Here is a 23,437-nt window from a genome sequence, read left to right as displayed (position 1 = left end):
ACGCTTCTCCCCTCAGAACCGTGCGTTCAGGTCGAAGCGGATCATGTCGATCGACAGCGGTGAGCCGTAGACCTCTTTTGAACTGCTCCAGGACATTTGCCCCGACACGTTTTTGTCAAAGGCATACGAGCCACCCAGGAAATAGCCGCGCGCATTGGTGCCGCCCAGGTGAAAGCCGCTGTCGTTGTAGCCATCGGGCATGGCGTCCGGCTGGATGTATTTGTAGCCCGCGAAGATGCGCCAGTTGCCGGCGCGGTCAAGCTTCATGCCCCGGCTGACGGTGGCTTGCAGCATCCAGGCGTCGGCGCCGCTTTGGATACCTGTTGTCGTGCCGCTGGAGCCCTCGGCATTGGTCGCGATATTGCTGAGGCCACCGGCGCGGGCAATCATCTTGTCCTTGCTGTACGCCAGGTTGTGGATGTAGTTGCCATCCAGGCGCAGCCCCAGGCCGTCGAAAAGGCGTGCATCCCACGACAGGTTCATGTCCAGCAGATTGAACTTGGACGCCAGGCCTACATACTGCCACTCGTTCCAGTCAGATGAGTCGGACGACCACTGGCGGATATCGCGCAGCAAGAACAAGGTATTGCCTTTTTGCATGAAGGCCGGGCGCGACCAGTCGGTGTCGCAGGCGTCGGACGAGGCGTAGACCGTACAGGCCGAGGAGCGCTGGCCTGCGATGTTCTCGAATTGGTAATAGGCCAGCGCACCCTTGAGGGTGTGGTCGGCATTGGCCTTCCACGATGCGCCAATCTGTGCACCCAGCAGCCACTTGCTTTCGTTCTTGCCCTCGGTGCCCGTGTCCGAACGCCAGGGGGTGTTGGCGTAATCCAGTGCATACACCCCCAGGTTGCCAAAGGCAGTCACAGGCTGGTCCTGGAACGCATGGGACAGCTGGGCCGAGATGCCGTCGAACTGGAGGTCGTCCGAATACAGCATGTCGGTGGACCAGAACGGATTGCTTGCACGGCCTACCGTCACCTTTGCCCAGGGCGCGGCCTGGTAGCTGATGTAGGCCTGGTCGAGCCAGATGCTCTTCTTGCCCATGTCATTGCCCAAGGTATCGGATGTGGATACTGGGTTGTTGTCGCTGCCGCTGGCCAGGCGGATGCCGGATGTCCAGCGATCGGAGATCACGGCCGACACGCCCAGCCGCGCGCGGTAGCGCCACAGATTGCGGTGGTCTTTGCGGGTATTCAGATAGGGAAGATCGTAGGGATTTGCCGTGTTGCCCACCACGGTGGGAACCGGCCCGTTCTTGTTGAAGGCGGCGAAGTCGATGATCTCGTCGCTGTTGCGGCTGTCGTACAGGCGCGATTCGTTGCGTGCGCGCACATCGCCTTCGACCGTGATGCGCGAGACCCAGTCCGGGAAGGTATTGGGCGTTGCCCAGCCTTCGGCCTTGGCCTGCACCATCATTTCTTCTTTGACTTCCTGCTGGATTTGCTTGCGCGCCGATGGCGGGATATAGGGCACGCGCACATCGCCCGGCTGCGCGGTGGCGGCGCCGGGGTCTGCCGACGCCTGTGCCACCTTGGCTTGTGCCTTGGCCTTGGCCCGCGCGAGCAGCGTGCTGGCTTGTTCCTGCTTGATCACGCCGGTCTGCACCAGCAATTCGATCAGCTCGACCGTCACATCCGCTCCGCCTGCCGTCTGGGCGTGCGCGGGCGGCTGCATGGCTCCGAATGTCAAGGCCAGGGCCATCATGCGGGCCAGCTGGGTGGGTTGAAACTTCATACGCATCTGCTCCACATAGATATCAAGATCGTCCGCTTCAGGAGGGACGGCGGCTGTTCAGTCGTACCTTTACAGGCATGGTCGTGGTCGAGGTCGGGCGCTGGCTCAGCACGGCGTTGCGCAATACGGTTGCAACCTTGTTATCGACTTCCGTATCACCGCTGGAATGCCTGATCTGGGCGTTGGTCACCCGGCCTTCACGGTCTATCCAGATGTCGACGTCGAGTTGGTACGCCAGGTAGCCGGTGCTGTCGCTTTCACGCACCAGCTTCTGGAGTGCGTAGCCGAGGTACTGTCCATACGTCGCGCTGCCAATTCGTCCTGTACCTCCCGACCCTCCCATGCCGCGACCGGCCCCCGCACCGATGTTGAAAGCGTCGCCGCCGGCCTGGGCATCTGCGTTCATCTGCATCGGATCGGCATTGGCATCGGCTGCTTTCGGCTCGTCAGCGGGTTTGGGCTCATCCGCAGGCTTGGGCTCGTCGACAGGGGTTGGCGTGGGCTCGAACACCTGCTGCTCGGGTGGCGGTGGTTCTTCCTTCGGCCGCTCGGGCGGCGGAGGGGGCGGCGGCGGTGAGATGGGGGTGATGGCGGTCAGCTCCGGTGGCTTGCGCTGCACCCCGGAGGTCTGGTGGGCCCATTGCCAGGCGAAGTAGGCCAGCAGGCCCACGATCGCTATGGCGGCCACAGGTTTGACCACAGGCATGAGATCTCGACGCGCCACGGGCTGCTCCGGGGCGAAGAAGCTGTCGAGCGGATCACCCCCGTGGTTCTCGGGTGGTGGCAGGGAATTGCGATCGGTCACGGGGTTTCTCGCCTTCAGTGGGGCTTGCCGGTGACAAGCCCGACTTGCGACAGCTCCAGGCGGCGCAGCAGATCAAGCACTTCGACCACCTTCTGGTATTGCACGACCTGGTCGCCGCGCACAATCACAGGGACGTTCGGAGTCAGCGCTTTTTCGGTGCGCAGCCTGTCTTCCAGCTCCGGCAGCGTGACCGGATACGCATCCAGAAAGACCTGGCCGACTTCGTTGATGGAGATCGCCTTGGTCTTGGGCTGCGACAGGGAGACGCTGGAACTGGCCTTGGGCAGGTTGATCTTGATGCCGGCGATCTGTGCCGTCGCGGTGAGGATGAACATCACCAACACCACCATGAGCACGTCAACCAGGGGCGTGACATTGATGCTGTCGACGGCGCTGCCTTCGTCGTCATCGACGGAAGAAGAGATGGAGACCATATTGCGGCCCTCCTCAGATGGCGGGCGCCACGCCCATGGGCGCAGACTGTCGCGTGGGGTGATGGAGGGGCGCCGCTGTCAGAGACTCCCCGTGAACTTCGGCCAGGCGGGCGACGAACTCATCAACAAAGATGCGCATGTCGGCGCTGATTTCCTTGTTGCGACCGAGGATGCTGTTGTAGCCAAACAAGGCCGGAATGGCGACGAACAGGCCTGCCGCAGTAGCCAGCAGCGCAGCGGCCATCCCCGGGGCGATCGCGTTGATGTTCACATCGCCTGCCATGGCGGTGCCAAGGAACACCACCATGATGCCAAGCACCGTGCCAAACAGGCCGATGTAAGGGCCGCCTGCGATCGCGTTGGACAGCAAGCCCATGCGTGAACCCAGTTTCTGCATTTCCTTGGTGCGAGCCGCATCCATCGATACCCGGATCGCTTCAATGGTGGTGCTGCTGGAGCCCGAGTAGGTCTCGGCACCTTGCTGGCGGCGCACGCGCAGTTCATTGACGGCGACGGCATACAGGCGCCAGAGCGAGGAGTCCTGGAGCTTTTCCTTGGCGCGGCTGTCATCGGCCAGCATTTCCAGGTGCGTGCCGACCTTGCCGAATGCTTCGCGAAATGCCTCGTTGCGGTTCTGCAGCAGCTTGGCGCGACGGCTCTTGCTGATCATGACGATCCAGGTCTGGACCATCATGAAGGCCAGAATGGCCAGCACAATCCAGGCATCGAAGGGCACCGCTTTGATCAGGAATGCCAGGCCGCCGAGGTGAAGGCTGGACTGCTGCTCGTCAGTGCCGTACTGCACCAGGCGGGACTCGCTGCCTTGGGCGATGGCGTCAGCCAGGATCAGTGCCGCCGGGCGGGCGACCTTGGAGATGCGTACCTCATCGATGGCTCCCGAGAAAGGCACGAAGGCTGCGGGCGCGGTGTTATCGGGCAGGGTCGCGGCCGGTGCTGCAGCGATGTCTGCGCCAATGGCTGCTGCCGATGTCAGGGCCGGCAGCGAAACCGCCAAGGATGCCGAGGGGTGGCCGTTGACATAAAGCTGTACCTGCTGCCCCTTGGCCGTCACTGCCACATGCTGCCAGGCTCCCGCTGTGAGCGGCTGGGCCTGGTTGCTGCGCTGGCCATCAACGGCCACAAAGGGCTCGCCCTGGCTGATGCCGATCAGCAGCGAATGGCCCATGTCGCGCCGCGCATAGATGAGCTGGTCGCCGCTGGCCTGGTCCACGCGAAGCCAGGCGCTGAAGGTGAACTCGCCATCCGCAGCCAACGCCAGAGAAGGCGACGCGGGCAATACGAGTGCCTGACCACCAGCCAGCTGCAGGCCTCGCCCGATAACACTGTCAATGGCGGTGCCAGCTGCAGTCTGCGCATGGTTGCCGTAGGCCGAGGTGTCGCGTGCCGGTATATCGGCCGCCTCATGAAAGTGATAGACCAGCAGGTAGTTGGGGTCGAAGACGAGCTGGCCATTGGCGCTGCTGGGCGCGGCCTCATTGCCGTAGTACAGCCAGATGTCCTGGCGGCTGCCCGCATCGATCTGGGGCAGGTCCACCCAGATGGTGGCGATGCCCAGCAGTGGGTCGAAGCTCTCGATCTGGTGATTGAGAACCGTCTTGCCGTCGGCTGCGATGAAGCGCAGATCCGAGCCGTTTTCGGCCACACCTTCGAAGGAAAAGTTGCCGGTGTGCAGGCGCACCAGCAATGGGGTGCGGCCGACGGCTTCACCGATCGCGCCGCCGCCCGGAGTGGTGTCGATCGCAATCTGCTTGCGGTATTTCCACTCCCCCTGCCACCAGTCGGCCGCATAGGACAGAGAAGGAAGAAGGGCGCTTGTCACAAGAACAAGCAGGCATATGAGCGTTCGTAACATCGTCGTGATCTCCGGAAGACTCAGAAGGGGTCAAAAACTAGCGTGAAGGTTGAAATTCAGGCGAGGGTCGTGCTTTTCCGTTTGGGGTCCGTCCCGTAGCGGGTAGCCCCAGTCAAGGGTTGCGGAGAACCAGTTGAAGAGCCGCAGGCGCGTGCCGAGGCCCACACTTGCCAGCTGATAGCGCGCCTCTTGTTCGGGTAGTGGATCGCGCAGCCGCAGGCCTGCGGTTTCTGCAAACGCGTAGAAGCGCCACTCACTGACCGCCGTACCGAGCCATGTGCCCAGCGATGGCGTGCGCAGCTCGGCACCCAGCAGATAGCCGTCGTCGCCGGTGCGTTCGGCGGCGTAGTAGCCACGGACACTGGTGGTGCCACCTGCCGAAAACTGCTCGTTGGAGACCAGTGGCCCTGACGCCAGCTGGAAGTTGACGCGGCCCTGCACTTGCCAGCCACGCGCGAAGTCCTGCGTGTGCTTCAGATTGCCCTTGAAGACCAAGAAGCTCGGATTGGCCAGCCAGCGTTTGTCGTTGAATGCGTTGTCGTCGCTGCCGATGCTGAAGAAGCTGCGTGAAGCGCCGATCAGGCCCAGGTCGATTGCGGACTGCGAGGCCTCCGTTGTCCGGTAGCCGTTGTAGGAGAGCGTGATGGGCGTGTAGCTGATTGGCGCACTCTGGCTGTCCGTGCCGAATTGCAGGTCTTCATCGAAGTCCTTGAACTCCAGCCCGATCGCCGTCGAGTGAGACCAGCTGCCCATGGGCTCCCAGGTATAGCGGGCAGCCACGCCCACCGAATGGCCCTTGCCCAGCACATTGGTGTCGCCCACCGTGGCCACGTTGCTGTCGCTCTTGTAGCCGGAGAAGTCCAGGCTCCAGCGCTTGCTCAGTGGTGCGGAATAGGAGGCGGACATAACCTTGGAGTCCGCCATTTCCCGGGGGGCGGTGAAGAAGGTGATGGACGCTGAATGCCCGCGCTGCCAAAGATTGCTGTGGCTGATGGTCGCCGTGGCGCGCAGGTTGCTGGTGTCGGCGCTGTAGTCATTGTTCAGGCCGGCGCTGAAGCTCCAGGGGGTTTTGTCGTCAACCTGCAGGTCCACATCCATGGTGCCGGGGATTTGCCCAGGCTTGACGCTGGGAATGACCTGTCTGTCGGGCGTGTGATTGAGCTCGCCCAATTGGGCCTGCGCCAACCGGAAGTTCGGCACTTCGCTTTCCTGCAGCGCTGGCACCTGGTTGCGAATTTCCATGGGGGAGTGGTAGTGGGCCCCGGTGACGCGCACCCGCCCGACCTTGGTCTCTGCCACCTGCAGGATCACTACCCCGCCGATAACCTGTTGTTCGGACAAGTCAACGTAGACCGACTGGTAGCCGCCGTCGTTGTAGGCCTTTTGTAGTGCATCGCGAGCGGCCTCGATGTCGGCCATGGTGCGATCGGGCCCCAGGTGCGGGTAGACCGCTTTTTCGATGGTCTCGGCGTCCAGGGTGGAGTTGCCGCGCACGATGTACTCGCGAATGGTGACCCGCCCCGGTTTGGCTGCGGCTGCCGGGTTGGCGAGCTCATCTGACTGTGCATGGGAGGCGCTGGCTCCCAGCATTCCATGGATGCCGATGGCCAGCAAGGCGACCCGGGCGAACATGCGACGTGAGCGCGGCTTTCGCATGGCTGAAATGGGTGAAAAAACTCTCCGCATCGATTGCGCGCTCCTGAAGTTGTCTGGGTGTCAACGGTTTCTCTGAAGCCAGTGAATTGAAAGATCGGAGGTTAAAGAGCGATCACGGACAAACCCTTCCGAACCAGCTTTAGATTAATGAGCACTCTTGACGAGATGATGTATAAAAATCGGGATATTTAGTCTGAAAATAGACGCAGCCATCCCTGCCAGAGGCTTTTTTGGAACCAAATAGGAAATGTTCGGGAGATTGGCGTTGGATGGGGCTAAAACCCCATCGCCCAGTCAAATTAACCAGGAGTTGTCGGGTCTGCTCCCTGCGAGGGCGGGTGCACTGGGATTATTTTGTGACTTCCGAGTTTCATGTCGGAATAATGGGCATGCAATGTGTCGAGTAATCCAAAATTGATACGAAATTCGCTCAATTCAGGTTGCGTGACAATATTCTTCGACAGGCAGCGATGCACGACTTGCACGACGCGTGGGTCGGTGCTGACCATTCGCATGTCATGGATGAAAGCCTCTGCTTTCGGCAGTGGCTCCCAGGCGCCGGTGTAGCCAACAAACCATCGCCAAAGCATGTTGTAGGCCAGGGCTTCACGAACGATGGCCGCGTGCCCGATTGAATAGACGATTTGCAGCACCCACGCGCGGATGACGAACTTGGGTGCCACCTCGCTCTCGCAGCGGTCAACCAGATCGGTGAGTGCATCGCCCTCATAGGCGAATGCGTTGTCAATCACTTCTCGCAGGGACACCAGTTCATGGTCCCCCCCGGGAATGTATGACTTCAGGTGGCTGATATCGTGCCAGGTCGGGTACGAGACGATGCAGACCCAGGGGGCCTCATAGCGATCGACAATCACCGGCCCGCTACTCCTCGCCACACCGACCCACTCCGATAGCTTCTCGTCCAGCTCGGTCATCGTCACCCGGTTTCCGTTGGACCCTGCCCCCGACCTGGATTTACGCTTTGCCGTCCTTCTTTCCATCAAGGAATCTCCAAAACTTTTGTGTTTCCGTGCACGCCACAGCATCCATTCATGACGGTGGATAAAACTGTTTTTCGCGAACAGACGCTGCATGCTGAAGACCGCGTAACAAGGTATTTACATAATCTCGCCCTCCTGAAGAAGAAAGGCGGTAATGCATGTCTTTGTTTTGTAGAGATACTCCTTCAGGAATGCTACAAAGCATCCTGATCCCTTATCGATCATTATTATTGCGGCAGGGGTATTTTATGGCCTGTTAATGACGGGGTTATGAAGTGAAATCCCGGAAATCATTGTGGCGATAAGTTGTCGTTGAAGTATCAATATTGGCGTGAAATAATACGGAACAGGCTAGGGAAAGGACAACGCGTATGCACTGCACCGTGATCGTCGCCACACTGTTTTTTGCGGCCTATGCGACTGCTGCCGTGGCGCAAGAAAAGAATGAGAAGTCGTGTATCGCCATCGAAGTCAACGGTATCCGTACGCTGCCCTACGAGTGTTTGAGTGCACAGCTCTTGCCCCTGGCCTTGCGTACCCCAGTGGTGGAGGGCAAGGCGCCGGGGTCGGCTCGCAGTGTGATGCGACCGTCGAATGAGCTGGGTCTCTTCAATCGCTCGGCCACTGCGATTCGGATGGGGTCGAACTTCGGCCATTCGGCTCAGCCGCAACGCCCACCGTTATCGACCACCTACTCGCCACTGGTGTCCACACGTTGAACGCGATGGAACCGCGCGCTTTGACCAGGGCGAGCACCAGTCCGCTTCAGCACTTTGTTATGTCCATGACAAATTGATGAAGAAAAATCCCGAGGATGCAGCAGCGTGCTTCTAGCGCCTGCCAGAACGCATCAGTGTCAAGTCGCATGCACGAGGGCGGGCTCGTGGTGCGTGAGCTGGCCCGGCAGCAGGCAGTGGAGCGGATGGCTTTTTGTAAGCGCCACAGGCAGGGATGCACTACGTGAAAAAGGCGGGCCCATCGTGGGCCAGGAGCTGCACGAAGCAAGGGCAAGATCAGGCTGGCGAAGGCAAGAAAAAAGCGCCCCGAGAGGCGCTTGTTTCCTAGTGTGCTGGCGGAGGCTGTGACCGACGAGATAGGGAATCACGAAACCTCAAAAAGTCTCATTTCATCAGATGGGGTAAAAACACTCTGCTATTACATTTGTCTCACGTAATCGCCTATAGTCGCTACCAATCTCATACCTATTGATGGGTAGATTGATGGGTACAGAAAACGGCAAATAGTTCGACGGAGACTAAATGCGTCTAAAAGTAACAGAGCTTGGAGCGCTTGCTGTGAGCAGGCTGCAAGAGCCTGGAATGCACGCTATTGGTGGGGTTCCCGGGCTGTACCTCCAGATTACCCGCAGTGGCGCACGCTCATGGATTCTTCGGGCAACTATCGGCGGTAAGCGGCGTGACATGGGGCTGGGAGGTTTTCCTGGCGTGACCCTTGCAGGGGCCAAGGAAAAAGCGCGAGAGGCCCGTGCCAAGATTGCTCAGGGTACTGACCCAATCCTTGAGCGCGAACAAGCCCTGAGCGCCCTGCGAGCAGAGCAGGCCAAGAGCATGACGTTTGAGACCGCATGCCTGGCTCTCATCGACGCGAAGAGTGATGAATGGCGCAACGCCAAGCACCGTGCGCAATGGACGGCATCGCTTGAAGCCTACGCCTATCCACTCATTGGAAAACTGCAGGTTGGAGACATTGGCCAGGCGCATGTGCTGAATGTTCTGCAGCCCATCTGGAAAGACAAAACCGAGACTGCCAACCGGCTGCGCGGCCGTATTGAGCAGGTGCTGGACTGGGCCAGGGTGCGCGGCTTTCGTGAAGGCGAGAACCCTGCGCGCTGGCGTGGCCACCTCGACAAGCTGTTGCCGGCCCCCACCAAGATTGCTCGCGTGGTCCACCACCGCGCCTTGGCCATCGATGCCATGCCCGGCTTCATGGCAGACCTGCACCAGCGCAAAGGCATCTCACCGCGAGCGCTGGAGTTCCTGGTGCTTACCGCTGCACGCTCTGGCGAGGTGCGCGGTGCCACCTGGACAGAGATCGACATGGACGCTGCAGTGTGGACCGTTCCGGCCGAGCGCATGAAGGCCCACAAGGAGCACCGAGTGCCACTGTCATCCCAGGCGCTGGCGCTGCTGTCAGACCTGCCGCGCATCGAGGGCAACGAGCTGGTGTTCCCCGCTCCCCGTGGTGGCGTGCTGTCCGATATGACGCTCACCGCTGTGATGCGGCGCATGGAGCTGGACGCTGTGCCGCACGGTATGCGCTCCACCTTCCGCGACTGGGCTGCCGAGCGCACCAACTACCCGCGAGAGGTGGCCGAAATGGCCCTGGCCCACACCATCGGCAATGCCGTGGAAGCGGCATACCGGCGCGGCGACTTATTTGCCAAGCGGGCCGAGATGATGGCTGCATGGGCGGTTTTTTTAGGCTAGGAATCAATCTTTACTTTTGCAATTGAGGTGCCCAATGCGACACATTGAAAAGCCAGACTTTTCTACAGGAGAAGGTGGCTGGATAAATCCGGAATTTTTGCCATGCACATTGCGAGAAGAGTTGCTACTGCATCTGGCGAAATCACCTCTGACAGCCGAGCAAAGGCAAGCCCTGATTGAGTTTGCCAACGATATAGGGCAAATGGTTATGGATGGTGAACTGTTGCCAGTTCAAGTCCAGCGAGCGCAGATCGAACGTATTGCACGCGATGCCCACCGTCTATTGTCCAGCTTGAATGCACTGAGTGTCCCTGCGCACCAGGCACTGCAAGCCCACACTGACTATCTTGCTTACGGGACAACCCCGCCTGTTGCCCTGAACGATGCGGTCAAAGCTGCTATCAAGCAGCCAAACGGGAGTTTGTTGTCGTTCGCGTGGGACTGGGTTGATGCACTTGAAAAATCGTCGAACTATGCTGTCCAGCAATTCACGCCAGACACCACCAGTAAGCCTTTGCTGATGCGTGCTCGCGGCTATGTATCAATGCTGGCTGAACGTGTTCATGCAATGACCGGTGTTTATCCTCCGAAGGATGCGGCCAGCTGGTTTGCAGGTTTTGTGGGAAGGTTGGGCGAGCACCTTGACCTGCCTGTTGGGCCGCGTGTTGTTGCCAGTGGCATCGATGCCCTACGTTGATGCTCAAAAAAACTAGAACAACGTAGAGGCGAAAAAAAACCAGAACTTTTCTACTCACTCCCATACCGCAGTACTGATGCAACGCGGGATTAGATGGAGTGAACATTGGCCTCATTTTCCCAGTCCTATCGACCGAAGCAAGCCGCTGAGCTGCTGGGCATTGGCACCGCAACTCTCTGGCGCTGGATCAAGACCCGCCCCGGCTTCCCTCAGCCCATTCGCCTATCTCCGCGCTGTACGGTCATCCCTGGTGACCAGCTCATTGCCTGGCGTGATGCTCAAGTAGAGGTGAAGTAATGAGTAAATCGCCCACCTCACAGATCGATGGCGCAGACCTGATTTACGTGAGCACTCTCGTGAAAGTCTGCGAGCAAGCTGCCAACTATGTCGAGGCAGTCAAAAAAGCCAAGAGCGCCAAGCTGAGGCTGCAAGAAGCCTACATCCAGTGGCGCAGCCAAACGGGCAACCAGCACACGGACATCGACCGCAACTCGCGGGAATGGATCGCCATGATGGGGGCGACAAAGCCTGAATATCGTGCATTGTTGAGCGCAAAGGCACGCGAGCGCCGTGCGCAAGCGAAGCTGCTGAGAGCGGTGGGAGGCAACTAAAGATGAGCGTTTACCCGAGTCATCAACATCCCCTGTGTGCCCAAGATTCCAAGATTCCGCGTTTTGAACGTTGGAGCATTGGGAATCTTGGACCTGACTCCTTCACATCGAGCTGCCAGTCGTGCTACATTGACCGCAAGCCGAGAGGCCCGGTGCGTAAGAACACCACACTCGAAGAGGTTGCAACCCCCACCGTCAAGCGGGGTTTTGTCACGCCCATTTTTTTGAGGCTGGTGCGCTCGCATGCACCATCCGCCATGGTTACGGGGTGTGGTGGGGCATATCCGCAAGGACTGCCGCACGTCTTCGAGCGTGTTCTTAACCACCACACTCCACCCGATGCGCGTAAGAACGCAAACGGTGGCCCCCTTGATTCTCTCGAAGGAATCCTGTCCATGACCAGCACCACAGCCATCCGCACCGCATCGCCCACCACGGGCACCCCTGACCCTATCCAGCTGCACGCCCAGGCGCATAACGCCATGGCTATGGCGCTGCACTACCTGAGCCAGCCCCAGGCCAATATCGCCGCTGCACGCCGCAAAGCCGTGCAAGCCCTGTCCGCCCTGCGTGGGCTCGACCTGAGCCTGGAGGGCTAAACCATGACGACCAAGAAAAACGCTGCCCAAGTGGCAGTGATGGCGGAGCCTTGCCAAAAACTGGCTCACATGGATTGCAGTGCCGTCTTTGGCGTGAAGTGGCCCGAGGATGTGATTGCACCAACCCGCACTGCTGCGGACGCACTCGACTGGATGGAAAAGCTCTTTCTGACCATTGCAGACGACGACGGTGGCACCGTGCGCATTCGCACCTTGGCACGGATGGGTGCATACCTTGCTGCGGACATGGCGAACCTGGCGGACTGCTCGCATGGGGAGATGCTGCAGGCCATCAAGGAAGGCGGTGCAGCATGAACGAAGTTATGGCTACACCCGCGCAGGCGGCGCCTTGCCCAAAGTTTGCGCCCTTGGTCACCACACCGGTGGGCAAAAGCTGGGAAGGCGATCCGGTCACCAACCGCGAAGCCAGGCGCCTGGTCAACGAGGTGCGCGCCTGGGACCAGCAGTTCAATGCCCCTGACGCGCTGGCGCTGGTCTCTGCCATGGATGACATGGAGCACCTGTTTATCCGTGCCTGGATTGAAATCTCCGAAGCCGTCTTGTGTCTGGACTTGGCGAACTCCCCGCACCGCACGCCAGAGAAGGCGGCTGAGCTGCGTGCCAATGCCATTGGCTACCTGATGCGCTGGAACCAGGGGGGCTGCTGACATGGGCTTTGAACGCGACCGCCTGCCCGACCCGCAGAGCTATTTCGAGGCCCAGGGTTTGAAGCTGGGCCGAGGCAAGAAGTGGGTCACCACGGCCTGCACCTTCCACCGTGGCAGCGACAGCATGCGCATCAACCTGCACTCCGGTGCATGGGTGTGCATGGCCTGCAATGCCAAGGGCGGGGACGTGCTGGCCTACCACATGGCCCTCCACGGCCTGGAATTCATCGAGGCGGCCCAGGAGCTGGGCGCCTGGGTGGATGACGGCAGGCCTGCCCCCACCAACCCGGCCCCATTCACCCCGCGCCAGGCCCTGGACGTCCTGATGACCGAGGTGAACTTGATCGCCATAGCTGCGGGCAATGTGGCCCAGGGCGTGACCCTTTCCAACAACGACCGCACACGCCTGATGCAAGCCGCTGGGCGAGTGCTGCGCATCGCGGAGGTGTACCAATGAATGCACGAACAGACGCGGCCTTTGCTGCAGTGGATGCGGACATTGCCCGCAACCCTCCAACCTTCCCGCAGCTGGATGACTTCCCCGAGGCACCGCCACCCCAGGCCCAGGGCACGCAGGTGCTGCTGACCTGCGGGACTGACCTGAACCCCGAGCCCATCCGGTGGCTGTGGAAGGATTGGCTGGCGCTGGGCAAGCTGCACATCCTGGCCGGCGCCCCTGGCCAGGGCAAAACCACTCTGGCGCTGACCATGGGCGCAACCATCACTATCGGCGGGGCCTGGCCTGATGGCAGCCAGTGCGAGGCAGGCAACATCCTGATCTGGAGCGGTGAGGACGACCCGGGCGACACGCTGCTGCCCCGGCTGCTTGCTGCTGGCGCTGAGCGCAGCCGCTGTTACTTCATCGAGGGAGCGCGCACAGAGGATGGAGAGGTGCAACCCTTTGACCCATCCCGTGATCTGCCTGGGCTGCTGCAGGCCATCCAGCACATTGGCGGCATCCGCCTGCTGGTGATCGACCCCGTGGTGTCGGCCGTCACGGGTGACAGCCACAAAAACACCGAGGTGCGGCGGGCGCTGCAACCCCTGGTCAACCTGGCCACGGCCTGCGATTGCGCGGTGCTGGGCATCACCCACTTTGCCAAGGGTGGTCAGGGCACGGACCCAGCCCAGCGCGTGGTGGGCAGTGTGGCGTTTACCGCCGTGGCCCGCGTGGTGCTGGTGGCCGCCAAGGTCAAGAGCCTGGAAGACGGCCAGGACGCCCGCATCCTGGCACGAAGCAAGTCCAACATCGGCCCGGATGAGGGCGGCTTCAACTACCACTTGGAGCAGTGCGAGCCGCTCTCAGGCATTCAGGCATCGCGCATTGCCTGGGGCGAGGCCGTGCAAGGGAATGCCCGTGACCTGCTGACCGATCCAGAAGGCGACGAAGAGGACAACGCACAGGACATTTGCGACATGCTCCGTGAGGCTCTGACTGCCGATTGCTGGACGCCGGTGGACACCGCGCAGCGTGGCCTTCTGCGAGCTGGTTTCAGCAAGAAGCAGGTCTGGTCCGCATCCAAGAAGCTAAACGTTATTCGCAAAAAGGGCGAGGACGGCCCGCGTGATGGTTGGTACTGGCGGCTCCCTCCTGGGGCTCAAGATTCCCAAGATTCCACCCAAGATTCCCAAGGCTCCAATGTTCAAAACGCGGAATCTTGGAATCTTGGAACCTTGGCGGAATCTGAAAACGGCCAGAACCAGGCCTCCAACGTCGTGCCGATCAAGCCCGGCCCCAAGGAGGCGTTCTGATGACCGCCCGCGCAATCCTTGAGGAGCTGCAGGCCCAGGGCATTGACCTGGAATGCACGCCAGATGGCAAGACCCTGACGGCCCCCGCCGACACCCTGACAGACCGCCAGCGCACCCTGGTGAGAAAGCACAAGGCAGAGCTGATCCGGCTGGTGCTGGAGTCCAGCCGCATCACCCAGCAACTGCTGCAGACCGCCAAGCGAGCCTGTGACCACTGGGGCGACAGCCCTGCCGCCCGCGAGCAGATGCGCCAAGCCCTGCTGAATACCCCGCCACACCTTCGCGCTGACTTGCTGAACCACCTGCGCAAGCAATACCGCTGACCAAATTGAAGAAAGAGAACAACTGATGCGCCGAGACCCGAATCTGACCGTGCCCGCTGACCTGCGCCAAGCCGAGGAGCTGCTGGAGAAGTACGGAGCCTGGGCCCAGGACCGCTACAAGAAGCGCCGCTGCGCCAGTGCCGAGGGCCGCTACACGCCGCCACCTGTGCCGGATGCCGAGCGCGAGGAGCCGCTGGCGCCCTTCATCCCGGACTGGAGTGCCATGAACGTGCATCGTGCGCTGAACGAGGTGCCCGCGCCGTACCGCCGCGTTCTGCACGCCTTCTATATCCCGCAGCGCCTGCCGCAGCACGCTATCCGCCGCCAGCTCAAGATCCCCACAACGACCTGGATCAAGACCCGCATCGAGGGACTGCGCATGTTTTGGAACGTGTACCGCTTGCACCACTTGACAAGGTGATGCACAATCGCGCAATACTCCGCGACACCGAGTCGTGCGTCCCGGTTGCCCTATGGTAGCCGGAGGTGTGACCAAAGAAAAAGCCCGCTAGGTTCGCCTGCGGGCTTTGTTTGTTTTGGGGAGTAGGTTGGTTTGCCTAGTCGACTTTATTTAGTGCGGCTTTGTCGGATTTGTTCGGCGACTCCCTCGAAGTCCTTTGTCGCGTTTTCGACAAAGTCATAAGGCGAGTGATTTTTAATCCAGCGATCCATATCATCGCCGCGCTCCTTCGCATCGTCATATTTGACGTCAAAGATCTCTCCTGCCCTTTCTCTAACAAGTGCGGCAAGTATGAGTTCTTCTGTCGTGTACTTCATTTCCGCCCTCCTGGCGATGATTGCATGAGGGATTGATCGTATGCCATCCGGAGCCTGAGCTCCGCTCCTTCATGACTCATCCACATCAAGCCTCGGCAAGTGCGGGGCTTTTTTATTGACCTCGAACCAGCCGAGGACTGCGCGACAAGGGCGGGACGCGCAGTCTCTTTCGACCGCGAGCTATAGCGGAGCTGGGGATTAGCAAAAGGCACTCGGCCAGCGGCGCGTGCCGTAAGTCCTATGGTTGAGGTCTGTCACCCCTCTCTCAGTCATCGGAGGATAAGCCTTGATGCATGGCATACCAGGCACCGATGCCCATGCCTCCTTCAACGTACTGAGCACAGAGTAGGTTTAGAAAGCTTTCCTTGGCATGATCAGAAACAAGAACTAATGCTGTTGACTCTCCGGGCGCAGTGACTATTAACTTCCCATTTGGAGCACGTTTCGCCTCAAAGCTTGCGAACCATGTTTCTCCATCAATTGCTGTGTGTAGGGCATAAACATCCGCAGGATCGGAAATGTTGATCTCATCAAGCCACGAATCGAAGTTGGTTGTTGATTGCATTTTTAGGGGCGTCACTCTGTGATGGCACTATCTTATTATTTCGGAGCTGCTATTGAAACCATCGGTTGCATCTCCATTTGATATCTGTCGATATTGGCAAACAGAGGAGAAGTAAGTATGTTTCAAGTTGGCGATGTAGTTCGGCTGAAAAGCGGTGGTCCGTCAATGACCGTGACTTATCTTGGCGAGAGGGGTAGTGTCTCCTGCGAATGGTTTCCAGACATTGATGCAGCTCCGCTGCACCATGGTTTTCCCGCCAATGCGCTCATGAGTGTTGAGGTTTTGGACGGGCAGGACTAAGCAGGGCCCTCCGTTCAATTAAACGCCACCTCCGGGTGGCTTTTTCATGCATGCCAAGCGGTGGGTGTAGCGGGGCAACCTCGCGGCAAGCTGGGCACCCGTTCTGGGCGTCGAGACCCACCCCTTGGGCAGACACCTGAAGCGGTGGCCTGCCTGGCAAGGGTCGGATTTGAAATCGCACCCTGCCCAATGCAGGGTAAAAGCTGCACTTCATCCACTCACCCGAGTTATCGGGTCAGTTGCGATACATCACCTCCCTTGACGACCTCGGCCAGCCCGAGGCCATCCCCCATTTTCGAATGCTGCCGCCAAGTCTCCAGGTTGCCCGCGCACTGCCACGCGGGAGGGGGCCTGGCGGCAGCTCCAACACCATGAACCAACGAACCAGAGGACGTTCTGGCCAGTTCTCTGCCTGGTACACCACGCCCCGCTGGCGAGCCATCCGCAAGCAGCAGCTGCAGCGAGACCCACTGTGTGCTTTCTGCCAGGCCAAGGGCTATGTGGAGGTGGCCACGGTGTGCGACCACACCGAGCCCCACCGTGGTGACCTGATCAAGTTTTGGCGAGGCCCCTTCCAGTCCCTGTGCCAGACATGCCACAGCTCAGACAAGCAGCGCATCGAGAACGGAAGCACTCCACGTTCTACCTTCACACCGGATGGCCGCGTGGTGTGGTGATCCATAGACCCGAGAAAGAATGACCATGAGCAATGAAACCAATGACCAACGCCTGAGCCAGCTGGAGCAGGCGGTGCACAAGCAGAACCAGATGCTGTCCGAGATGCTGGCATTGCTGCGCAAGAGTGAAGAGCGCCAAGCCCGTGCTGACCGTATGCATGAAGCCATCCGGCAAGCGCAGATGCACAGCCCTGCGGGTGAGCTGGTATCTGCAATGCGTGCCCGTGCCGCGACCAATGCCGAGGTGAGCCAATGACCCAGACCCTTGTGATTGAGACTGAACGCCACCTGCGTGACGTCTACAGCGCCACCTTTAGCCAGCCACTGCTGGAGCAGTTGGCGGCCAACTTCATTGCCGAGCAGCAGGGCATCAATCTGGATGCCGCTGGCGTGAGGCTGCAGTTTGAAACCAGCGTGAGTCCCGAGGCGAATCCCAGGCGCAAGGTGAACATGCGTGTGAGCATCGCTGTGGAGACTCCAGTGGATGCAGAGCCCGAGGCTGTCCAGGGTTGATACCCCATGCACCCAGGCAAATGAAGCGCCACAGGGGCCTCTGGTGGTCTTGGAGAGTGCTCTAAACCGGGGGGCGTGGTCGGAAAAAGTCGAAGGGGTCGGGTGAAAAGCCACCCCCCACTCTTTCCTTTCAAAAACGTCCAGAAAAAAGGTAAAAAAGTTATGGCCACAAGAGGCCGCAAGTCCGCTGCCTCTGTGGCAGTGGCGGCCCAGGTAGGGCCATTGGTGAGCGAGAGCCGGCTGACGCCATCCATGCATCTGAGCGATGCGGAGCAGGCGGTGTGGGCGCGGCTGGTGAATGACCAACCGGCTGCAGCCTTCACGGAGACGCACCGGCAAATGTTGGAGATGTACTGCCAGCATGTGGTGCAAGCCCAGGTGCTGGCCGACGAGCTGCAGAGTTTTGAGCGGGAGTGGCTGCGGACCGATGACGGCCTCAAGCGCTACGACAAGCTGCTGGCCATGCGTGAGCGTGAGGTGCGCTCTGCGTCATCGCTGGCAACGCGGCTGCGCATCACCCGGCAGGCGACCACGGACCCCAAGACCGTGGGCCGTAGCGCAGCCGGGCTGGTGCGCACGCCCAAGCCCTGGGAGCTGCCTGCGTGACCAGAGGAGAGCGCAACATCCAATGGATTGAGGCCTGGTGCCGCATCCCGGATGGCAAGCTGGTGGGCCAGCCCGTGCGGCTGACCGATGCGCAAAAGGGCTGGATTCGGCAGCTCTACGACACGCCGACGCGGACCTTCATCCTGTCCATGGGGCGCAAGAACGCCAAGACCGCGACCAGTGCCTTCTTGCTGTTGCTGCACACCTGCGGCCCGGAGGCCAGGCCCAATAGCCAGCTGTACAGCGCGGCCCAGTCCCGTGACCAGGCCGCCATCCTGTTTGGCTACGCCTCCAAGGTGGTGCGCATGTCGCCCGGCCTGGTTGAGGTGGTGCAGGTCAAGGACTCGGCCAAGATGCTGGTCTGCGTGGAGCTGGGTACTACCTACCGTGCGCTGTCTGCTGACGCCGCCACGGCCTACGGCCTGTCGCCCGTGTTCACGGTCCACGACGAGCTGGGCCAGGTCAAAGGCCCATCCTCACAGCTTTTCGAGGCGATGGAGACGGCCTCGGCCGCCCACGACAGCCCGCTCTCCATCATCATCAGCACCCAGGCACCCACGGATGCCGACCTGCTGAGCCTGCTGATCGATGACGCCCTGACCGGCGCAGATCCTCGGCTGAAGGTGGCGCTGCACACGGCACCGCTGGAGATGGACCCGTTTTCAGATGAGGCCATCCGTGCGGCCAATCCGCACTTTGACGCCTTCATGAACCAGGAGGAGGTGCGCCAGCAGGCCCAGGCGGCCAAGCGCCTGCCCAGCCGTGAGGCGCAGTACCGAAACCTGATCCTGAACCAGCGAGTGGAGGCGCGCAGCCCCTTTGTGGCTCCAGCCATCTGGCGCGAGAACGCCGGCGAGCCTGCTGACCTGCGCAGCAAAAAAGTGTGGGGCGGCCTGGACCTGTCCAGCGTCAACGACCTCACGGCCCTGGTGCTGGTGGGCGAGGACGGCAGCACGCTGCCCACCTTCTGGTTGCCCGGTGATGGCCTGGCTGAGAAGTCCCGCGCTGACCGTGTGCCCTATGACCTGTGGGCCAAGCAAGGCTATCTGGAGGCCACACCCGGGCGCACGGTGGAATACGCCTTTGTGGCCCACCGGCTGCGCGTGGTGTTCGACACCTACGACGTGCAGGCGCTGGGCTTTGACCGCTACAACATGCGGCACCTGCGCCGGCACCTTGAGGAGGCCGGTTTCACGGAGAAGGAACTGGAGCGCTTCACTGACTTCGGCCAGGGCTTCATCTCCATGTCGCCGGCACTGCGCGAGCTGGAGGCCTGGTTGCTGGGCGCCAAGCTTAAGCACGGCGGCCACCCGGTGCTGGAGACCTGCGCCAAGAACGCCGTCACGGTCTCCGATGCGGCAGGCAATCGCAAATTCACCAAGGCCAAGACCTCAGGGCGCATCGACGGGATGGTGTCCCTGGCCATGGCCATCGGGGTCATGCCGCACCGCAAGGCGGCACCCCAGAAACTCAAAATCCGCTTTCTCAGAAGGTAGGTATGCAAACAAGTCACATGTATGGCGCGGTGGTGCTCAAGAGCGCCGATGAAGACGCCCGAGAGATCACCGGCATTGCCAGCACCATCGGCACCGACCGGGACGGCGACATTGTGGACCCGGCTGGCGCTGAGTTCCGCCTGCCGCTTCCGCTGCTGTGGATGCACGACCGCGAGCAGCCGGTGGGCCAGGTCATCGCCGCCACTGTCACCGCCACCGGCATCGAGATCCGGGCCAAGCTGGCCAAGCCCACCGCCGACATGCCCAGCCAGATGGCTGCACGGCTGGAGGAGGCCTGGCAAAGCATCAAGGCCGGGCTGGTGCGCGGCCTGTCTGTTGGCTACCAGTACCGAATGGAGGACTGCACCCAGCTGGGCACAGGCGGCCTGCTGGTGCGGGCCTGGGACTGGCAGGAGCTGTCCGTGGTGCCCATCCCGGCCAACCAGGACGCCTCCATTACCTCGATCAAGTCTGCAGGTGGCTTGCCTGCGGGCCTGCCACGCGATGGCGTCCCCAGTCCGGGGAATCCACCGCCGCCCGTTTCGGGCACTTCCGAAGCACCCGCCGCTGGCGGGTTTTTTTATGCCCAAACACAAGGCAAATCCATGAACATCCAAGAGCAAATCCAGAAGCTGGAAACCAAGCGCACCACGCTGTCGAGCGAGCGCACCGAGCTGCAGACCAAGGCCGCCGGCGAGGGCCGCACCAAGTCGGCTGAGGAGCAGGCACGCTTTGGCGCCATCACCGTGGAGATGACGGCCATCGACCAAGAGATTGCTGACCTGCGCGTGATGGAGACCGAGCTGGCTGCCGGCGCCAAGCCCGTGCACGGCACCAGCGAGAAGGCTGCCGCAGCCTCCCGCTCTACCACTACGGCCGCAGCCACCCGCACCCCGCACATCACCGTGCAGCACAACCATGCCGAAAAAGGCCTGGCCCTGGCCCAGTGGGTGCGCCTGCAGTTCCAGGCCAAGGGCAACACGGTCTATGCCGCCCAACTGGCGGAATCGCAGTCTGGCGATCTGGACCCCCGCGTGCTGGCCATGGCCAAGGCGGCAGTCCCTGGTGCAAGCACGATGAATCCCGAGTGGGCGGGCAATCTGGTGCTGCAGAACAACTTCTTCTTCGACTTCGTGGATTTCCTGCGCCCAGCCATGCTGCTGGGCCAGTTCGGCCTGAACGGCATTCCCTCCCTGCATCCGGCCCTGTTCAACACGCCGTCGCTGATCCAGACCTCGGGCGGCGCCGGCTACTGGGTGGGCGAAGGCAAGGCCGTTCCGCTGACCAACTACGGCTACAACACCGGCACTCTGCAGCCTCTGATGGTGGGCAATATCGCGGTGCTGTCCAAGAAGCTGATGGAGCGCGCCTCGGTCAAGGCCGACACCATGCTGCGTGACCAGTTGGTGGCCTCCCTGTCCGAGCGCCTGGACATGGACTTCATCAACCCCGACAAGGCAGAGGTGGCCGGAATCTCGCCTGCCTCGATCACCCATGGCGTGACGCCGATTGCCTCCAGCGGTGTGGATGTTGAGGCCGTGCGCAAGGATGTGCAGGCGGTGCTGGCCAAGTTCCTGGCCGCCAAGAACCCGCCCAAGTCTGGCGTCTGGATCATGGGCAGCATGACGGCGCTGGCACTGTCGATGATGCGCAACCCTCTGGGTGGCCGCGAGTTCCCGGAAGTCAGTATGGCGGGCGGCATCTTCGAGGGCATGCCGGTTCTGGTGTCGGACTACGTGCCCGAGGGCGTGGTGGCCCTGGTCAACGCCTCGGACGTGTACTTTGCCGACGAGGGTGGCTTCACCATCGACCAGTCCGACCAGGCCTCGCTGGAAATGGCGAACGACCCCGGCCACGACAGCACCACGCCCAAGTCGGCCGAGCTGGTCAGCATGTGGCAGACCCGGTCCGTGGCCTTCCTGGCCCAGCGTGAGCTGAACTGGGCCAAGCGCCGCGACAGCGCCGTGCAGTTGCTGACCGGCGTGAAGTGGGGCCAAACAGGCGGCTGATTGCGTCGCTAGGCGACAGGGGACTTCCAAAAGGGAGTCCCTTTTTTCATGGCGAAAGGAGAAGCCCTTGAAAGTCATATTCACCTACAAGAACGGCAAGCAGCGCCGCATGGACCGCCAGCAGGCCACCATCTTGCAGTTGCTGGGGCATGGGCAGTTTCTGACCACGGAAGCCGCCGAGGTGCCGAGCGAGGCGCCGCCCCGTCGCCGTGCACCAGCCACACCAAAGGCCAAGAAAGGGCAGGCATGAAACTGGCAATGCCCCGATTCCTGGGCCGCATGCTGGGCACCAAGGCCGCCACGCCGGCACCAGCGCCTGGGCGGCCAGGTCTGTGGCGCCGCATTACCGAGCCATTTGCGGGTGCCTGGCAGCATCGCACCACGGGACCAAGAGATGAGCAGACGCTTTTCTCTCCCATCGTCTTTGCCTGCATGACGCTGATTGCCAACGACGTGGGCAAGATGCGGGCCTACCTGGCCGCCAAGGTGGAAGGCGATATTTGGGAAGAGACTGCAGATGCGCGGGCCGATGTGCTGAGCGTTCCCAACGACTACCAGACCGCTGTGCAATTCCGCCAGTGGTGGATCATGTCCAAGCTCAAGGCCGGCAATACCTATGCGCTCAAGGAGCGAGATGGAGGCGGCCGCGTCAAGGCGCTGCATGTACTGGACCCATGGAAGGTGCTGCCCCTGGTGGCTGAGAACGGCGCGGTGTTCTACCAGCTGGGCTCGGACAACCTGGCCGGGCTGCGTGTGGATGGGGTCACGGTTCCCGCCAGCGAGATCATCCACGACCGCACCAACTGCATGTTCCACCCGCTGGTGGGCATCTCGCCGTTGATGGCCGCGGCTATCGCTTCCGGGATCGCCACCAAGATCCAGGACAACATGCTGCAGTTCTTCACGAACAAGGCCCAGCCTGGAGGCCTGCTGATTGCCCCCGGCGCCCTGGAGGATGGCCAGGCCGAGGAGCTGCAGCAGCAGTGGGACGGCGGCCACGCAGGCGATAAAGCCGGTGGTGTGGCCGTGGTGGAGGGTGACTGGAAATTCATCCCCATGAGCATGTCAGCGGTCGATGCACAGCTGATCGAGACCCTGAAATGGTCCGATGAGCGCGTGTGCTCGGTCTTCCATGTCCCCGGCTTCAAGGTCGGCGTGGGCCAGGAGCCGACGCACAGCAACATCGAGGGCCGGGAGCGGGCCTACTACTCGGACTGCATTCAGATCCTGGTCGAAGAGATGGAGGCGGTGCTGGACCGTGGGCTGGGCTTTGACGGCAAGGTGGCCGGTGTTGAGCTGGACGTGGGCGCCCTGGTGCGCATGGACAGCAAGACCCAGATGGACACGCTCAAGGTCGGCGTGGACGGGAGCATCCTGACCATCAACAACGCCCGCAAGCGCCTGAACTTGCCACCGATTCCCGGAGGCGAGACGGTCTACCGCCAGCAGCAGGACTACCCAATCGAGCAGATCCGCCACAACACCCTGCCGGCGCCCAAGGCGATCACGGAGGACGCATGAGACTGCTTGTGACACTGAAACAGGCCCGCGCCCAGCTGCGCCAGGGCCCCGATGTGACGGCTGACGACGATGACCTGCGATTGAAGATCGCCGCAGCCTCGGACATGGTGCTGGACTACCTGGGGCGGCATGGCCGCCCGTTTCTTGCCGAGGATGGCAGCGTGCCCACCGACGACCAGGGCCAGCCCAAAGGCATCCCGCCCAAGGTGCAGATGGCCACCCTGGTGACGGTCAACTACCTGTACCGCGAGCGTGACGGCTCCCAGGCCAACCGCGTGGACCCGCAGCACGGCTACGGCTTCGCACTTCCCCAGGCCGCCACCAGCATGCTCTTTGGCATGCGCCGGCCCGGGGTTCACTGAGATGAGGA

30 protein-coding genes and 1 pseudogene are annotated in these 23,437 nt (G+C 61.3%); 23 read left to right on the top strand and 8 right to left on the bottom strand.

Features of this window, described 5'->3' with window-relative positions; genetic code table 11:
- Positions 1-12 precede the first annotated feature (12 nt).
- The 6 genes from ACA027_RS17175 to ACA027_RS17150 form a co-directional block, all read right to left on the bottom strand.
- Complete coding sequence (locus tag ACA027_RS17175; protein ID WP_370679410.1) at positions 13-1,737, bottom strand: putative porin; 1,725 nt, start codon at positions 1,735-1,737, stop codon at positions 13-15.
- Positions 1,738-1,774: 37 nt separating this feature from the next.
- Complete coding sequence (locus tag ACA027_RS17170) at positions 1,775-2,542, bottom strand: energy transducer TonB (RefSeq protein WP_370679409.1); 768 nt, start codon at positions 2,540-2,542, stop codon at positions 1,775-1,777.
- Positions 2,543-2,556: 14 nt separating this feature from the next.
- On the bottom strand, positions 2,557-2,976 hold the full coding sequence (locus ACA027_RS17165) for an ExbD/TolR family protein (RefSeq protein WP_370679408.1): 420 nt from the start codon (positions 2,974-2,976) through the stop codon (positions 2,557-2,559).
- Between the two features lie 13 nt (positions 2,977-2,989).
- A complete protein-coding gene (locus ACA027_RS17160) occupies positions 2,990-4,816 on the bottom strand; it encodes a DUF2341 domain-containing protein (protein ID WP_370679407.1) in 1,827 nt (608 codons plus the stop codon).
- 63 nt (positions 4,817-4,879) lie between these two features.
- The gene (locus tag ACA027_RS17155) at positions 4,880-6,505 is read right to left on the bottom strand and encodes a ShlB/FhaC/HecB family hemolysin secretion/activation protein (protein ID WP_370679406.1); all 1,626 of its coding nucleotides are present in this window, start codon (positions 6,503-6,505) and stop codon (positions 4,880-4,882) included.
- Between the two features lie 299 nt (positions 6,506-6,804).
- Positions 6,805-7,599, bottom strand: coding sequence for a transposase (locus ACA027_RS17150; RefSeq protein ID WP_370679405.1), 795 nt, complete (start codon positions 7,597-7,599; stop codon positions 6,805-6,807).
- 278 nt (positions 7,600-7,877) lie between these two features.
- Here ACA027_RS17150 and ACA027_RS17145 point away from each other — a divergent pair, with 278 nt between their 5' ends.
- The 13 genes and pseudogenes from ACA027_RS17145 to ACA027_RS17085 all read left to right on the top strand — a co-directional run bounded on the left by ACA027_RS17145 (position 7,878) and on the right by ACA027_RS17085 (position 15,024).
- Positions 7,878-8,225, top strand: a complete 348-nt coding sequence (locus ACA027_RS17145) for a hypothetical protein (protein ID WP_370679404.1) — start codon at positions 7,878-7,880, stop codon at positions 8,223-8,225.
- Between the two features lie 540 nt (positions 8,226-8,765).
- A pseudogene (locus ACA027_RS17140) lies at positions 8,766-8,978 on the top strand (Arm DNA-binding domain-containing protein); the annotation flags it as partial.
- Positions 8,979-9,074: 96 nt separating this feature from the next.
- Positions 9,075-9,953, top strand: a complete 879-nt coding sequence (locus tag ACA027_RS17135; RefSeq protein WP_370682616.1) for a tyrosine-type recombinase/integrase — start codon at positions 9,075-9,077, stop codon at positions 9,951-9,953.
- Between the two features lie 34 nt (positions 9,954-9,987).
- Positions 9,988-10,650, top strand: a complete 663-nt coding sequence (locus ACA027_RS17130; RefSeq protein WP_370679403.1) for a hypothetical protein — start codon at positions 9,988-9,990, stop codon at positions 10,648-10,650.
- 105 nt (positions 10,651-10,755) lie between these two features.
- A complete protein-coding gene (locus ACA027_RS17125) occupies positions 10,756-10,947 on the top strand; it encodes a helix-turn-helix transcriptional regulator (RefSeq protein ID WP_370679402.1) in 192 nt (63 codons plus the stop codon).
- Entirely contained in the window at positions 10,947-11,261 is a 315-nt protein-coding gene (locus tag ACA027_RS17120; protein ID WP_370679401.1) for a hypothetical protein, read from the top strand. Before ACA027_RS17125 ends, ACA027_RS17120 begins: the two co-directional genes overlap by 1 nt.
- Positions 11,262-11,656: 395 nt before the next feature.
- Entirely contained in the window at positions 11,657-11,860 is a 204-nt protein-coding gene (locus ACA027_RS17115; RefSeq protein ID WP_370679400.1) for a hypothetical protein, read from the top strand.
- A gap of 3 nt (positions 11,861-11,863) precedes the next feature.
- A complete protein-coding gene (locus ACA027_RS17110) occupies positions 11,864-12,175 on the top strand; it encodes a hypothetical protein (RefSeq protein ID WP_370679399.1) in 312 nt (103 codons plus the stop codon).
- Entirely contained in the window at positions 12,172-12,528 is a 357-nt protein-coding gene (locus ACA027_RS17105; RefSeq protein ID WP_370679398.1) for a hypothetical protein, read from the top strand. Before ACA027_RS17110 ends, ACA027_RS17105 begins: the two co-directional genes overlap by 4 nt.
- 1 nt (position 12,529) lies before the next feature.
- Positions 12,530-12,985, top strand: a complete 456-nt coding sequence (locus ACA027_RS17100; protein ID WP_370679397.1) for a CHC2 zinc finger domain-containing protein — start codon at positions 12,530-12,532, stop codon at positions 12,983-12,985.
- Positions 12,982-14,280, top strand: a complete 1,299-nt coding sequence (locus ACA027_RS17095; RefSeq protein ID WP_370679396.1) for an AAA family ATPase — start codon at positions 12,982-12,984, stop codon at positions 14,278-14,280. The genes ACA027_RS17100 and ACA027_RS17095 overlap by 4 nt, the downstream gene beginning before the upstream one ends.
- Entirely contained in the window at positions 14,280-14,603 is a 324-nt protein-coding gene (locus ACA027_RS17090) for a hypothetical protein (RefSeq protein WP_370679395.1), read from the top strand. Before ACA027_RS17095 ends, ACA027_RS17090 begins: the two co-directional genes overlap by 1 nt.
- Positions 14,604-14,628: 25 nt before the next feature.
- A complete protein-coding gene (locus tag ACA027_RS17085; RefSeq protein WP_370679394.1) occupies positions 14,629-15,024 on the top strand; it encodes a hypothetical protein in 396 nt (131 codons plus the stop codon).
- Positions 15,025-15,170: 146 nt separating this feature from the next.
- On the opposite strand, the gene ACA027_RS17080 is transcribed toward ACA027_RS17085, so the two are convergent.
- Complete coding sequence (locus ACA027_RS17080; protein ID WP_370679393.1) at positions 15,171-15,380, bottom strand: hypothetical protein; 210 nt, start codon at positions 15,378-15,380, stop codon at positions 15,171-15,173.
- Positions 15,381-15,645: 265 nt separating this feature from the next.
- Positions 15,646-15,945, bottom strand: coding sequence for a hypothetical protein (locus tag ACA027_RS17075; RefSeq protein ID WP_370679392.1), 300 nt, complete (start codon positions 15,943-15,945; stop codon positions 15,646-15,648).
- Positions 15,946-16,062: 117 nt separating this feature from the next.
- Here ACA027_RS17075 and ACA027_RS17070 point away from each other — a divergent pair, with 117 nt between their 5' ends.
- The 10 genes from ACA027_RS17070 to ACA027_RS17025 all read left to right on the top strand — a co-directional run bounded on the left by ACA027_RS17070 (position 16,063) and on the right by ACA027_RS17025 (position 23,429).
- Positions 16,063-16,245, top strand: a complete 183-nt coding sequence (locus ACA027_RS17070) for a YodC family protein (RefSeq protein WP_370679391.1) — start codon at positions 16,063-16,065, stop codon at positions 16,243-16,245.
- A gap of 371 nt (positions 16,246-16,616) precedes the next feature.
- Positions 16,617-16,922 carry an HNH endonuclease gene (locus ACA027_RS17065; RefSeq protein WP_370679390.1) on the top strand — a complete coding sequence of 102 codons (306 nt, stop codon included), beginning with the start codon at positions 16,617-16,619 and terminating at the stop codon, positions 16,920-16,922.
- Between the two features lie 25 nt (positions 16,923-16,947).
- Positions 16,948-17,178 carry a hypothetical protein gene (locus ACA027_RS17060; RefSeq protein WP_370679389.1) on the top strand — a complete coding sequence of 77 codons (231 nt, stop codon included), beginning with the start codon at positions 16,948-16,950 and terminating at the stop codon, positions 17,176-17,178.
- Positions 17,175-17,435 (top strand): hypothetical protein, encoded by a 261-nt coding sequence (locus tag ACA027_RS17055; protein WP_370679388.1) that lies wholly within the window; start codon positions 17,175-17,177, stop codon positions 17,433-17,435. The genes ACA027_RS17060 and ACA027_RS17055 overlap by 4 nt, the downstream gene beginning before the upstream one ends.
- A gap of 162 nt (positions 17,436-17,597) precedes the next feature.
- Positions 17,598-18,041: a hypothetical protein gene (locus ACA027_RS17050; RefSeq protein WP_370679387.1), complete on the top strand. Its 444-nt coding sequence runs from the start codon at positions 17,598-17,600 to the stop codon at positions 18,039-18,041.
- Entirely contained in the window at positions 18,038-19,537 is a 1,500-nt protein-coding gene (locus ACA027_RS17045; RefSeq protein WP_370679386.1) for a terminase large subunit, read from the top strand. Before ACA027_RS17050 ends, ACA027_RS17045 begins: the two co-directional genes overlap by 4 nt.
- A 2-nt stretch (positions 19,538-19,539) precedes the next feature.
- Positions 19,540-21,546, top strand: coding sequence for a phage major capsid protein (locus tag ACA027_RS17040; RefSeq protein ID WP_370679385.1), 2,007 nt, complete (start codon positions 19,540-19,542; stop codon positions 21,544-21,546).
- Positions 21,547-21,613: 67 nt separating this feature from the next.
- The gene (locus ACA027_RS17035) at positions 21,614-21,796 is read left to right on the top strand and encodes a hypothetical protein (protein WP_370679384.1); all 183 of its coding nucleotides are present in this window, start codon (positions 21,614-21,616) and stop codon (positions 21,794-21,796) included.
- Positions 21,793-23,067 carry a phage portal protein gene (locus ACA027_RS17030; RefSeq protein WP_370679383.1) on the top strand — a complete coding sequence of 425 codons (1,275 nt, stop codon included), beginning with the start codon at positions 21,793-21,795 and terminating at the stop codon, positions 23,065-23,067. The genes ACA027_RS17035 and ACA027_RS17030 overlap by 4 nt, the downstream gene beginning before the upstream one ends.
- Positions 23,064-23,429 carry a head-tail connector protein gene (locus ACA027_RS17025; RefSeq protein ID WP_370679382.1) on the top strand — a complete coding sequence of 122 codons (366 nt, stop codon included), beginning with the start codon at positions 23,064-23,066 and terminating at the stop codon, positions 23,427-23,429. Before ACA027_RS17030 ends, ACA027_RS17025 begins: the two co-directional genes overlap by 4 nt.
- Positions 23,430-23,437 lie beyond the last annotated feature (8 nt).

The sequence above is a fragment of the Comamonas sp. GB3 AK4-5 genome (genome assembly GCF_041320665.1).
Classification (GTDB): Bacteria; Pseudomonadota; Gammaproteobacteria; order Burkholderiales; family Burkholderiaceae_C; genus Comamonas.
The sequence above is the reverse complement of the archived record's forward strand: the minus strand, read 5'-3'. Positions and strand labels throughout refer to the sequence as shown.

Bases quoted from the DNA above. Each gene is read 5' to 3' on its own strand.
- ACA027_RS17175 (WP_370679410.1), bottom strand. From the start codon at position 1,737: ATGAAGTTTCAACCCACCCAGCTGGCCCGCATGATGGCCCTGGCCTTG.
- ACA027_RS17165 (WP_370679408.1), bottom strand. From the start codon at position 2,976: ATGGTCTCCATCTCTTCTTCCGTCGATGACGACGAAGGCAGCGCCGTC.
- ACA027_RS17155 (WP_370679406.1), bottom strand. From the start codon at position 6,505: ATGCGAAAGCCGCGCTCACGTCGCATGTTCGCCCGGGTCGCCTTGCTG.
- ACA027_RS17150 (WP_370679405.1), bottom strand. From the start codon at position 7,599: ATGCAGCGTCTGTTCGCGAAAAACAGTTTTATCCACCGTCATGAATGG.
- ACA027_RS17145 (WP_370679404.1), top strand. From the start codon at position 7,878: ATGCACTGCACCGTGATCGTCGCCACACTGTTTTTTGCGGCCTATGCG.
- ACA027_RS17135 (WP_370682616.1), top strand. From the start codon at position 9,075: ATGACGTTTGAGACCGCATGCCTGGCTCTCATCGACGCGAAGAGTGAT.
- ACA027_RS17130 (WP_370679403.1), top strand. From the start codon at position 9,988: ATGCGACACATTGAAAAGCCAGACTTTTCTACAGGAGAAGGTGGCTGG.
- ACA027_RS17120 (WP_370679401.1), top strand. From the start codon at position 10,947: ATGAGTAAATCGCCCACCTCACAGATCGATGGCGCAGACCTGATTTAC.
- ACA027_RS17115 (WP_370679400.1), top strand. From the start codon at position 11,657: ATGACCAGCACCACAGCCATCCGCACCGCATCGCCCACCACGGGCACC.
- ACA027_RS17110 (WP_370679399.1), top strand. From the start codon at position 11,864: ATGACGACCAAGAAAAACGCTGCCCAAGTGGCAGTGATGGCGGAGCCT.
- ACA027_RS17105 (WP_370679398.1), top strand. From the start codon at position 12,172: ATGAACGAAGTTATGGCTACACCCGCGCAGGCGGCGCCTTGCCCAAAG.
- ACA027_RS17100 (WP_370679397.1), top strand. From the start codon at position 12,530: ATGGGCTTTGAACGCGACCGCCTGCCCGACCCGCAGAGCTATTTCGAG.
- ACA027_RS17095 (WP_370679396.1), top strand. From the start codon at position 12,982: ATGAATGCACGAACAGACGCGGCCTTTGCTGCAGTGGATGCGGACATT.
- ACA027_RS17090 (WP_370679395.1), top strand. From the start codon at position 14,280: ATGACCGCCCGCGCAATCCTTGAGGAGCTGCAGGCCCAGGGCATTGAC.
- ACA027_RS17085 (WP_370679394.1), top strand. From the start codon at position 14,629: ATGCGCCGAGACCCGAATCTGACCGTGCCCGCTGACCTGCGCCAAGCC.
- ACA027_RS17080 (WP_370679393.1), bottom strand. From the start codon at position 15,380: ATGAAGTACACGACAGAAGAACTCATACTTGCCGCACTTGTTAGAGAA.
- ACA027_RS17075 (WP_370679392.1), bottom strand. From the start codon at position 15,945: ATGCAATCAACAACCAACTTCGATTCGTGGCTTGATGAGATCAACATT.
- ACA027_RS17070 (WP_370679391.1), top strand. From the start codon at position 16,063: ATGTTTCAAGTTGGCGATGTAGTTCGGCTGAAAAGCGGTGGTCCGTCA.
- ACA027_RS17065 (WP_370679390.1), top strand. From the start codon at position 16,617: ATGAACCAACGAACCAGAGGACGTTCTGGCCAGTTCTCTGCCTGGTAC.
- ACA027_RS17060 (WP_370679389.1), top strand. From the start codon at position 16,948: ATGAGCAATGAAACCAATGACCAACGCCTGAGCCAGCTGGAGCAGGCG.
- ACA027_RS17055 (WP_370679388.1), top strand. From the start codon at position 17,175: ATGACCCAGACCCTTGTGATTGAGACTGAACGCCACCTGCGTGACGTC.
- ACA027_RS17050 (WP_370679387.1), top strand. From the start codon at position 17,598: ATGGCCACAAGAGGCCGCAAGTCCGCTGCCTCTGTGGCAGTGGCGGCC.
- ACA027_RS17040 (WP_370679385.1), top strand. From the start codon at position 19,540: ATGCAAACAAGTCACATGTATGGCGCGGTGGTGCTCAAGAGCGCCGAT.
- ACA027_RS17030 (WP_370679383.1), top strand. From the start codon at position 21,793: ATGAAACTGGCAATGCCCCGATTCCTGGGCCGCATGCTGGGCACCAAG.
- ACA027_RS17025 (WP_370679382.1), top strand. From the start codon at position 23,064: ATGAGACTGCTTGTGACACTGAAACAGGCCCGCGCCCAGCTGCGCCAG.